We start from the raw sequence: 12,406 nt of genomic DNA, 5'->3' as shown, positions 1-12,406 counted from the left end.
TGCTGATGATGCCAGCAAATGGGTGCGAGAATGAACTATTAGCTTGAGTATAGATTAATGATTTTGATGATTTTTAATGGTTAAAGTGCTTTTCAAATGCATAAACTATTTCTCCTAAAAGGCTATGGTGTACACATAAGTTATCCGATTACCCAAAAGTCCTCCAAAACCTTAGAGGGAGAGGTTTTGTATAGCAAAACCTTTCTTGAGGTATATTAGGCGCTATGAAACTAACCGTAAATTGCTTTGACAAGGACTTGTGTGTACACCGTAGATAAGCTCTTAGGGGAGACAATGCATAGCTTTGGCTCTTTAGTATGGTTCTTAAAGTTACGCTGGATAAATCCGTAATCTTCTATTTGGTTCTTCGCCAAAACTATGCGACTTGAGGCGATAATGTTCTACCAACTCATGTTGCATTTTGCGAACTTGGGGAGAACGTGGCAATAACTCGACTGGCTGTCCTTTAGGAATTACAATTTGCTCAACGGCAAGTCTAGCTTCTTCAAGAGCATCCATCTCATCATCGCTACCATTGTGCAAAAACAATTGTAGTTCTCTATCATCGGCCATCTCTGGGTCGTCAATGTTCAGCAACCGCCGCAAACCACGGGTAATTTGCGGAATGGTGCTGGACTTAATCATGTGGATGGGTACATGACGAGCTTTGGCGATTTGGCGTAATTTGGCGTGGTTTTTGACGTGCGATCGCAGTGCTAAAATTGCATCTGCACTATCTATATCTTTTGTCAATACCACGGGCAAAGTTAGCACACTAATCACCTGTTCTAATTGGTGGCGGCTAACTCCATAAGGGTAAACGTGCAATGGTAAATCTTCACCATTTGGGCCTGGCTGTCTAGTAACAGCATCAAAATCAATACTCTCAGAATAATTGAAGGATTCATCCAGCAAACGGTCAAACTCGCTGCGCCCAGTTACGCGCTCTACAGGCAATTGGGGCAGTGCTACCATTTGTCCAGATGAACGCCAGCCATTAGACGGTCGCGCTGGTGGGAAAGAATCCTCCACTGTTCCTAGCTGTCCACCACGACCGTTGACAACAGCTAACTGACGTGTAACCGCAATTTTGCCGTAGTCATCAACGGTTCTCGTTTGTGGAGTAGGCTGACGCCCTCGCAGCAAATTATCTACGGTGTCAGCAACACTTTCGTGTACTGTCCAGCGTTGGCGTTCCAACATTTCCACAGCAATTTCAAAGGTTGGTGGGGCTTTCCGCTCCAAAACAGTTTTTTGAGAACCTCGCCGTCTGGCTTCATCGTCTCCCAGCGTCACAGCTTGGATACCCCCAACTAAATCAGCTAGAGTGGGGTTTTTTATCAGATTTTCGATCTGATTACCGTGGGCAGTACCTACCAACTGTACACCCCGTTCCGCAATGGTACGAGCTGCTAAAGCTTCCAGTTCCGTGCCAATTTCATCAATGACAATGACTTCTGGCATGTGGTTTTCTACTGCCTCAATCATCACCTGATGCTGTTCATTTGGATGAGCCACTTGCATCCGCCGGGCGCGACCAATGGCAGGGTGAGCAACATCACCATCTCCAGCGATTTCGTTGGAGGTGTCAATAATCACCACTCGCTTTTGCAAATCGTCAGCTAAAACACGGGCTATTTCCCGTAAGGCGGTAGTTTTACCCACGCCTGGACGTCCCAGCATGAGAATCGATTTACCAGTTTCTACCAAATCGCGGATCATGCCAATGGTTCCGAATACGGCTCGACCAACGCGACAGGTCAAGCCAATAATCTTACCAGTACGGTTGCGAATAGCGCTAATCCGATGCAAAGTTTGCTCAATTCCTGCCCGATTATCTCCGCCAAAGATTCCGACTCGTTGAATGCAATCATCTATTTGTTCTTGAGTAACAGGTACTTCGCTCAGATACTCAGCTTGATTAGGAAAGCGAGCCTCTGGGCGACGACCCAAATCCAAGACCACTTCTACTAAACTATCTCGTTTGGGATGACTCTCTAGTACTTGTTGCAGGTCTTGGGGCAAAATGTCTAATAACTTTTGGAGATCGTCTGTAATCGTCATGCTTTCTATGGTGACGTTTTTAGAGATAGCGAGGACATTTGCGTGCAGGAGAACCCGCCCTGGGTATATTTCCGAACGAGCAATTAACGCTCCTGCTGTGACTTGATCTGGGAAACGAGAGAATGGGCAAGTTCTACAGCTTGCCAAAGTAATACCTCATCTTCTTCTAGGCGAACAGTCGCCTTCACATTGGTGTTACTTACCTCCTTATTCTCTAACTGTTCGAGAATTGGTGACAGCAGTACACGGGCGTAGCTACCATAGGCAACTCCAGCGATGGAAGCAGGGGAGCAGGGAGCAGGGAGCAAGGGAGAAAAGTTTTCTCCTCTGCCCCCTGCCCCCTCCCCCTCTGCCTCTTTAAGTAGTCCCATTGCCTTTAACTTCGCAACAGTATACCTATTTGTGCCGCCTGCTAACTGCACATATCCCGGTAACTTAGCTGCCAAAACTTTTTCCCCTAATTTCACCGCGGCTATTGTGGTGCCATCGCCAATATCACCACTCATGGGACGACCGTCGGTTTGCCAAATTAAAGCACCCTTGATTGGGGCAATCAAGTCATACAGCGCTTTCAAGTAGTCAATCATTCCTTCGCCATCGGGACAGCTGATAGCTAGTAACTTTAGTCGATCGGACCACGGTGAAATTGCTTGCCATAATTGCTCAAATTCTGCTAACCGCCCGACTTTTGTATGGATTTCTACGGCATCTACTCCCGTTGACATTACCAATGGCGCGATCGCTTCCGGCGTTGTCACGTATGAAGCTGTATAAATTCTACCATAAGGGCAAATTGGTATGCAACGACCGCAGCCATAACACTTTTCGGATACTACTCCTGAAAAGTCTTCTTTGATACTGTCAAACACGATCGCTTGTGCCGGACAAATCCTTTCACAGGGTCTAGGACAGTCTGTAGGACACTCATGAGGATTAAATTCTGCTTTGCGAAAATGGGGATCTTCTCCATCGTTTAGGCTGACCATCAAAAAGGGTAAATTGCCTTTGTAGTCAAAGCCTCGCTTTTGGGCATCCCTAGCCAGAGACTTGGCTGCTTGTAGCCCTGATTGCGCTGCTGCAATTACTGCTGGATCAGCTGCAACATCTATACAGTCAGCGCCCGCCAAAGTATAGGCTAACGTTAAACTTCTGACTGCCGGCAAATGCTGGAAACTGGCTCCGCAGATCAGCTTGAACCAGTCACCTTGTTTGAGAGATTGTAAAGGTACGAACAGATCAGTCACTATTCTATTATGCGTTTATGCGACTAAAAATAGTAGTCTGCGATCAAGAAAAAGTCCGAATTTGCTGATTTAGGGTTTATTGAATTGGGCATTGGGCATGGGGCGTAGGGCACAAGAGGCAGAGGTACAGAGGCAATATAAACTTACTACAACTTCTCTTCTCCCCTGCTCCCCTGCTGCTCTGCTCCCCCGCTCCCCACTCCCGCAGGTGTCTTAGGAGGCTAACAACATGACAACTGTATTTTTTGTAGAAGACTCTGCTGAAGATAGAGCTTTGTATCGAGGCTTTTTAGAGCAAGACGATCGCTACACTTATGATATTTACGAATTTGACTCTGGAAATAAGGCGTTACAAGCTTGTCAAGAGAAAATACCAGATGTGATTTTGTTGGACTTTCAATTACCAGATTTAGGCGGGCTGGAATTTCTCACTCAGTTACAGAGGCAAACTTCCAACAGCCAAGTAACAGTAATTATGCTGACTACACAGGGAGACAAAACGAGCACAGTCCAAGCGATTAAAAGTAAGGCGGATGATTATCTAGTTAAGGGAAAACTGACTCGTGAAAATTTCTGCCGCACGATTCATGGGGCGATCAAGCATAAGCAGTTGATGCAGCAGCTAGAACAACAGCTAGAACAACAACGCCTAGTCGCAGCGATCGCTCTTAATATTCGTCAATCCTTAAAGCTTCAAGATATCCTCGCCACAAGTGTCAAAAAAGTCTGCCAGTTATTCAAGGCTGATCGCGTATTGGTGTATCAATTTACCCATCAGATACAAGGTTGTGTTGTAGCGGAGTCGATATTACCCCAATGGACACCAATTTTGGGACTGGAGATTGAAGCTACCTGTTTTCAGAAAAATCATCGGGAAGAATACTACCAAGGAAAAATCTGGGCGGCGACGAACATCTACAAAGCGGGTTTAAGTGATAGCCATATTCAACTTTTGGAACAGTTTCAGGTGAAGGCGAATTTAGTTGTCCCCATTTTGTTAGAAAATAAGGGGACTCAAGCACTTGAATGGGGGCTATTTATCGTGCATCAATGTTCTGCCCCCCGACAATGGCAGACATTTGAGGTGGAGTTGCTCAACCAACTGACGGTGCAACTAGCGATCGCTATCCAACAAGCCCAACTCTACCACAACCTTCAAACCCTCAATACGGAGTTAGAAGCCAAAGTAGAAGAACGCACTGCCAAATTGCACCAAAGCGATCGCCGATTTTGCGCTATCTTTAATAACACTTTCCAATTCACAGGACTGCTAACGCCATCTGGCATTTTACTGGAGGCGAACCAGACGGCGCTAAGTTTTGGCGGACTGAAACTGGAAGATGTCATTGATCGCCCTTTTTGGGAAGCACACTGGTGGACGATTTCACCACAAACTCAAGCAGAATTAAAACAAGCGATCGCTCGTGCAGCTCAAGGGGAATTTGTCCGTTATGAAGTTGATGTTCTCGGTGCAAATAACCGAGTCGGAACAATCGATTTTTCACTGCGTCCTCTGCTAGATGAGGCAGGTCAAGTTGTCTTATTGATTCCAGAAGGACGAGATATCACCGAACAACAAGCTGCGCTACGCGAGCGCCAAAAAGCTGAAGAAACCTTGCGCCAAAATGAAGAACGTTGGCAATTAGCGATCGCAGGTACTAATGAAGCCATTTGGGATTGGGATATCTCTACTAATCAAACTTTCTGGTCTGCGCGTTGGTTCACAATATTGGGATACGAACCCAACGAAATTAGCAATCATCATGAGTGGACTACTCACATTCATCCTGATGACTATACCAAAGTAATGGCTGCACAAGAAGCTTATTTGCTCCAACAAGCTTCAGATTATAACGTTGAATATCGTCTGCGGTGCAAAAATCACAGCTATCGCTGGGTGCGATCGCGGGCAAAAGCAATCTGGAATCAGCAAGGAAATCCAGTACGATTGGTCGGTTCAGTTGGGGACATTAGCGAACAAAAAGAGGCTGAGGAAAAACTCCGACAAAGTGAAGCACTGCTAGCCACGACTCAACAAATCACCCATGTAGGCAGTTGGGAATTGAATTTAGAAACGAAAAAGCGCTGCTGGTCAATGGAAACCTTTCGCATTTTTGGTCTAAATCCCACTCAAGGCGAACCCAACCAAGCGGAATTTCTCCAAATAATTCACCCAGACGATCGCGCCTTGATTCAGACCCGACTCGAACAGGCGATTACTCAAATAACCCCTTTCAATCATGAGTATCGAATTATCCGACCTGATGGTTTGGTGCGCTACATTGAGTCGAAAGCAGAGATAGCTTATGACGCTCAAGGGCAGCCAGTTAAACTGTTGGGAGCGATTTTAGATATTACAGAACGAAAACAAACCGAATTAGAAATCATTCGTAGTTGTGACCTGCTAGAAGCTGTTTATAATGAATCCGCTGATGCACTCTTTCTAGTAGATGTCGAAACATTACTGATCGCTGACTGTAACGATCAAGCAGTGAAACTATTTGCAGCCTCTAGTAAAGCTGAACTGATTAACATTGAAGGTAATACTCTGCAAAAGCAACCGTTTACTTCCGACGAAATCGCCACCCTTGTAGAAGAAATTAACCAACAAGGGTTTTGGAGTCGAGAAATTGAATATATTACTAAGCAGGGCAAACCCTTTTGGGGAAACATTGCTGTCAAACAAATTACAGTCGCTGGTACTGTGATGCGACTGGTGCGAATCACGGATATTACTGCACGGAAGTATGGTGAAGAAGAGCGCAAACGATCAGAAATTGCTCTCCGAGAAAGTGAGGAACGACTACAATTAGCCCTTGAGGCTTCTGGAGATGCTTTGTGGGACTGGAATATTTTGACTAGACAGGTTTATTACAGCCCTCGCTATTTAGAAATGCTTGGATACCGCTTTGATGAACTCCCACAGGATTTTAGTACCTGGGAGGGATTAGTTCATCCAGACGATCTACCTTGGGTGGAGAAAATCTTGGCAGCTCACCTCAAGGATAGTTCAGTACAGTACAAATTTGACTATCGACTCCGAACTAAGTCGGGTGAATGCAAATGGATTGCCAACTACGGTAAGGTTGTGATGCGACATGCAGATGGTAATCCTCTGCGAATGACTGGTACTCATCGGGATATCAGCGATCGACAAGCCGCACTACGCGAACGCAAACAAGCCGAAGCAGCCTTAGCCAAAAGTGAAGAACAATTGAGACTAACGTTGGAATTTAACCACATTGGTATTTGGGATTGGAATGTTCAAACAGGCGAAGTTACCTGGAACGACAACCATTATCGTTTGTTAGGTTTAGAGCCAGAAATATCAGCAGCCAGCTATCAACTATGGCGCGATCGCGTGCATCCAGAGGATGTTGACCGAATTGAACAGGCTGTATCAAATGCACTGGCACAACATATTAATTTTCAAGGTGAATATCGAGTGATTTTTCCCGATGGCAGGATTCACTGGTTGACGGGGAAAGGACGTGGCGTTTACAACGAAGCAGGTGATCCCGTACGGATGTTAGGAGTAATTATTAATACAACTGAGCGTAAACAAGCAGAAGCAGCCTTGCAAGAAAGTGAAGCTCGGTTCCAGGCATTTATGAACAACAGCCCAGTGCTAGCTTGGATTACTGATACAGATGGGCGTGTACTTTATTTAAATCAAACATACCTGCGGACATTTAAATTACAACCCGAACAGGTGATTGGGCAATCCATTTCTGACCTCTACCCAGATGAAATTGCTCGGCAGCATTTCGAGCACATTCGCACAGTCATAGAGACAAATCAGGTAATTGAGGCGATCGACGTTGCTCCTCGACCAGACGGTACTCTTGGTGAGTTCTTGGTATACAAGTTTTTGATTCTGGGATTGTCTGAACAAAAGCTAGTGGGTAGGGTGGCAATTGACATTACAGAACGCAAGATTCTAGAGCGAGAACTAGCTCACAAGCAAAAGCTATTGGATACCTTCATCAATAATGCACCTGTTGGTATAACGATTATGGATCGGGAACTACGTTATTCATTAATTAATGAAGCATTAGCAGAAATTAATGGCATTCCCGCAGCGGCACATATTGGCAAGACACCATGGGAGATTGTCCCTGATATAGCACAGAAGCAAGAGCAAGTCTTTCGACATATCTTAACAACGGGTGAACCGATTTTGGATTTGGAGATCAGTGGAGAAACCCCAAAAATTCCAGGTGTAATCAGGACTTGGCTAGCTTCCTACTTTCCAATTCAGTCTGAAGCCAATCAACCTATTAGCATAGGCGTTGTGGTAGTTGAAATTAGCGATCGCAAACGCGCCGAACAAATGTTAGAGTTGCAAGCAGTCATCACCCGCAACATGGCAGAAGGAATTTGCCTAGTTCGTGCTATAGATGGCGTATTTGTCTATGCCAATCCTAAATTCGAGCAGATGTTTGGCTATGACCTTGGTGAATTAATTGGTCAGCATGTATCGATTGTCAACTACGGTAATGAAAATAATACACCTAAAGATGTTAGTCAGGAGATTTGCACTGCTATTTTGGAACGCAGTGAAGCAACCTATGAAGTCCATAATATTAAAAAAGATGGCACTCCATTTTGGTGTAGCGCTACCGCTTCCGTTTTTGAACATCCTGAGTATGGAAGCGTCCTTGTCGCTATCCAACAAGATATCACCGAACAAAAGCAAGCGGAAGAAAAAATTAAAGCCTCTCTAAAAGAAAAAGAAGTATTACTCAAAGAAATTCATCATCGTGTTAAGAACAATTTAGGAATTGTCAGCAGTTTGCTGCAAATGCAATGCAGACGTACACAAGATCCTGTGGTGACAGCTATTTTGCGTGATAGTCAAAACCGCATTGCTTCCATTGCTCTAGTTCATGAAAAACTATACCGTTCTGAAGACCTCGCTGATATTGATTTCGCTCAATACATTCCAGATTTAACAACTCATTTATTTGATTCCTATAATGTTAGTTCCAGCCAAATTCAACTAAATATTCAAGTTGATAATGCTAGTCTCGACATCGAAACCGCCATTCCTTGCGGCTTAATTATCAACGAACTGGTTTCCAATGCTTTGAAATACGCCTTTATTGGTAATCATGAAGGCAAAATTGAGGTTAAGTTTTATCAAAAATTTGAATCTACTTTGACACTCATTATTAGAGATAATGGTGTTGGCTTACCTGAAAATTTTGATAGCAAAAAAACTAAAACGCTGGGTATAACCCTTGTCCAGGGTTTAGTTAAGCAGCTAAGGGGAAAGCTTGAAATTAACTCTCAACAGGGTACAGAGTTCGAAATTACTTTTATAAACAGCCGGGTATGAACATAACTAGCATCTCATCAAACACGCAGACAAAGGAGACAATTCGAGTCCTTGTTGTTGAAGATGAATATATCCTTGCCATCAACTTACAAGAAAGTTTAGAGTCTTTAGGATATGTTGTTTTAGATATTGCTGATTCTGCCGAAGGGGCAATTACAAAAGCAAGTGAATTACGCCCAAACTTGATTTTAATGGATATCAGGTTACGGGGTGAAATGGACGGTATTCAGGCAGCAGAGCAAATTTGGCATCGTTTGCAAATTCCAATTATCTACGTCACAGGTCACTCCGATCGGTATACTGTCGAGCGAGCAACACTGACATCCCCCTTTGGATATATTCTCAAACCCATTAAGGAGCAAGAACTTTACGTTGCGATTCATACAGCACTAAATCGCTACAATCGCGAGCAATTTTTGAGTTCTGTGCTTGGGGGAATGGGAGATGGAGTAATTGTAGTCGATACTGAATTAAATATTAAATACATCAATCAGGTAGCTGAAGCTCTAACAAGGTGGCAATGGAATGAAGCTAAAGACAAGATGTTAACTGAAGTTATCAAAATCATTGATGAACAAACTCAGCTACCAATAGAGAATCCAATTATTACAGCCCTCCAACAAGAAAATACTATATATTTAGGCAGTGGTGTCCTACTAATTGCTAGAGACGGGACAACTATACCAATAGCTGATAGTGCTACTTCTCTGAGAAATAACAGTGGTGTAATTACAGGAGCTGTATTTGTTTTCCGGGATGACACGCAACGACGGTTAACCGAAGAACGTAATCTCGCAGCTGAACGTGCCCAACAACTAAAGGTTCGAGTGGCAGAATTTCAACGCCTGAACCAATTAAAAGAGGATTTTTTGGCAACCACTTCTCATGAAATGCGAACGCCCTTGTCAAACATCAAAATGGCAATCTCCGTGCTAGAAAATATTCTTGATCGGCAGGGTATCTTAAATTCAAACACACTTTCTTCATCTGAATCTGTAGCTCGCTACTTAACTATTTTGCGCGAGCAGTGTGAACAAGAACTGGATTTGGTAGATAATTTGCTGCATCTACGAATGATTGATGCAGATGTCTATCCATTGGAATTAACTTCAATTCAACTCCAAAACTGGCTGCCTCACGTTGCCGAGTATTTTCAGGAACGCGCTCAAGCCAGAGAACAGTCTTTTCAAGTTAGTGTTTCTCGAAATTTACCACCTTTAGTTTCAGACTTGGCTAGTTTGACTGAAATTATTTCAGAATTACTCAACAATGCTTGTAAATACACTCCGCCTGATGGACAGATTGTGTTAAACGTTCAGCTAATTTACATCATAAAAAGTCTGATAAATGAGGATGCTAAATTTGGTTCATTACATAGTTTTCAAGTTCCTTATTTTCAAATCACAATTAGTAACTCTGGGGTGATAATTCCGAAAAAAGAACAATCTCGAATTTTTGAGCCGTTTTACCGGATTCCTGAAAGCGATGCCTACAGCAACCCGAAACGGGAACGCTGGCAACAGAGTGGCACAGGATTAGGTTTAACATTAGTTAAGAAGTTAGTAGAATATCTCCAAGGCACGATTGAAGTTACCAGTTCTCAGGGCTGGACAACGTTTACAGTTCAGCTGCCTTTAAGTCTGTGATGGTATTTGTCCTTTGTCATTAGGCGTTGGTTATTAATTCTTCTCCTCGTGCCTCCCTCACTCACCGAAAGAGTTCAAACTACGCCAAAATTTAAATAAACGCGATCGCATCTTACCGACAATGCAGATTACCCAAAGTCTTCATACAGCGATTCTTGTGACTGACTTAGAACGCTCTGAACATTTTTATGGGAAAGTATTGGGATTATCCAAAATAGATCGTTCCCTAAACTACCCTGGTGCATGGTATCAAGTCGGCGACTATCAAATTCACCTGATAGTTGCAACCACTGTCCCCACGGAAAACCCAAACGAAAAATGGGGACGTAATCCCCACGTCGCCTTCACAGTAGCTGACTTAAACGCCGCCAAACAAGAATTCCTTAATCACAATTATCCCATTCAAGCTAGCGCCTCCGGTCGCGCTGCCCTGTTCACTCAAGACCCGGATGGGAATATTATCGAGTTGAGTCAGCAATGAGAGGGAGCAGGGGACAAGGGGGACAAGGGGGATAAACAATTCAAAATTCAAAATTAAAGAACTTCTGCCTTCTGCCTCCCCCTCTTCTTCGTCTACCTTGTCTCTTCTTCATGCCCTGTTTGGCCAATGCCTCAGTCCCTCTTCTATTCTGGTAACTTATATTGCCCAATAATACGCTTGGCAAACTCTGGAACGTGTGCCTCTAATTTCTCTGGATGATTCCGCTTCACATACAAATAATTGCGAGTAAAGTGAGAATCGATGGAAAATCGCGCATATTCTAGACCCTTGGGGCCGATTTTTTCGATAACCACACCCATCAGTTTTGCTGCCCACATTGGGAGGGTAACGCCTTTATCGTAAGCAGGAATACTTTGCTGTACGGCTTCTTTGCGGTTGCCTTTAGACATCACTGCTTGAGTATCTAACTGGTCTTTCACTAAATCCAGCATTTCCTTACCAATGTCATTTCTAACTACAATCCATTGCCAACCGAAGGGTGCGCCCATATAACCAACAACTAAATCAGCTAGGGAGTTGACGTAATCAAAGCAACTCATACAAGATGGGGCAAAGACATCTTTGAGTTTGTTGGTTTTCAAACCAAAGAAAGGCACTGTTTCTGATGAGCCATCTTCATGTTTGAAGTGAACCCGGAAGTCTTGCATGAATTCGTAATGCACAACTGTATCAGGCGATCGGCTGGTGGTTTCTAAGAATTTTTGCAGTCCGGCGCGGTTAACGTTATCTACGCAGGGCGTACCCAAAACATACAGCTTTTCTAAACCAAGTTGTTTTTCTACGGCTCGTAATGCCTGGATTTGGCAACCAACACCAATTACCAACAGCCGCTTCATCCCTGATATTTCTACCTGTTCTAATATGGAAAGGTTCGGAGAAAGCGTTGGTTTATTTACTCGTGCTGCTAGTATTTCAGCTGGAGTCCGGGCGATAATGGGCATGGGTTGAAAGCGGTCTTCTTTAGTGTTTTGCACGCAGACGACACCTTCAACTAAACCGCGATTAAGCATTTCAATGGCAATGCTGCTAACAATACCCGTCCATTGTGCGCCTTCTATGGGTTGTTGTTTCTGCGCCGCTATCATGTCTTGATGAACACCAAAGTAGAGTTCATCGGGGTTTTCGAGATGGCGCGATCGCGTGTGCGTTTCTTCTTCAAGTTCGCCTATTTGCTGATTAATAAAAGCGCAGGCTTCCTTGACATAGTGAATATAATATGTATCGCATAGTCCGCACTCGCTACAAAGTTCTTTGGCTGGGCGGCGACTGGTAGGTTTTAAGGCTCTGGCTTTTTTGTGAGGAGAAACTGAGGTCATATAAACTTTTTGTTTTATTCAGGAATCGCTTTTATTACAATACCTTCACTGGCTATGAACTTGACGATAGAGATTAAACAAGACATTGTAATGTTTTGAAACGCACAGAGACACAAAGTAATGCAGAGTTTTGCCTAATTTATTTCGCTACGAATTAATTAAATATTGTACTGAGGCTTTGATAAGGAACTATAGAAATACGGCGTTGCATAAGTGCGGGATGAATCAGGTTAACACGGGTATTTTCCCGTACTTCAAGTAATGAAGTAATAATCGAATTGAATACTTCAGCA

6 protein-coding genes are annotated in these 12,406 nt (G+C 43.7%); 3 read left to right on the top strand and 3 right to left on the bottom strand.

The features are described from left to right. Nucleotides 1-330 precede the first annotated feature (330 nt). Nucleotides 331-2,064, bottom strand: coding sequence for a R3H domain-containing nucleic acid-binding protein (locus tag V7K89_RS21900; RefSeq protein WP_335191031.1), 1,734 nt, complete (start codon nt 2,062-2,064; stop codon nt 331-333). A gap of 83 nt (nt 2,065-2,147) precedes the next feature. Next, entirely contained in the window at nt 2,148-3,308 is a 1,161-nt protein-coding gene (ldpA, locus tag V7K89_RS21895; RefSeq protein WP_335190847.1) for a circadian clock protein LdpA, read from the bottom strand. A 229-nt stretch (nt 3,309-3,537) separates the two neighbouring features. Between ldpA and V7K89_RS21890 the strand changes: the two genes are divergently transcribed. From V7K89_RS21890 to V7K89_RS21880, 3 genes are all read left to right on the top strand, one after another. Beyond that, on the top strand, nt 3,538-8,649 hold the full coding sequence (locus V7K89_RS21890) for a PAS domain S-box protein (protein WP_335190845.1): 5,112 nt from the start codon (nt 3,538-3,540) through the stop codon (nt 8,647-8,649). Then, nucleotides 8,646-10,295, top strand: a complete 1,650-nt coding sequence (locus tag V7K89_RS21885) for a hybrid sensor histidine kinase/response regulator (RefSeq protein ID WP_335190843.1) — start codon at nt 8,646-8,648, stop codon at nt 10,293-10,295. Before V7K89_RS21890 ends, V7K89_RS21885 begins: the two co-directional genes overlap by 4 nt. 121 nt (nt 10,296-10,416) lie before the next feature. Next, nucleotides 10,417-10,776, top strand: coding sequence for a VOC family protein (locus tag V7K89_RS21880; RefSeq protein ID WP_335190841.1), 360 nt, complete (start codon nt 10,417-10,419; stop codon nt 10,774-10,776). Between the two features lie 143 nt (nt 10,777-10,919). On the opposite strand, the gene V7K89_RS21875 is transcribed toward V7K89_RS21880, so the two are convergent. After that, nucleotides 10,920-12,113, bottom strand: a complete 1,194-nt coding sequence (locus V7K89_RS21875) for a Coenzyme F420 hydrogenase/dehydrogenase, beta subunit C-terminal domain (RefSeq protein WP_335190839.1) — start codon at nt 12,111-12,113, stop codon at nt 10,920-10,922. Nucleotides 12,114-12,406: the final 293 nt, after the last annotated feature.

The organism is Nostoc sp. (assembly GCF_036917515.1).
Lineage (GTDB): Bacteria > Cyanobacteriota > Cyanobacteriia > Cyanobacteriales > Nostocaceae > Nostoc.
Note: the sequence above shows the minus strand (reverse complement) of the source record. Positions and strands in the feature narration are given on the sequence as shown.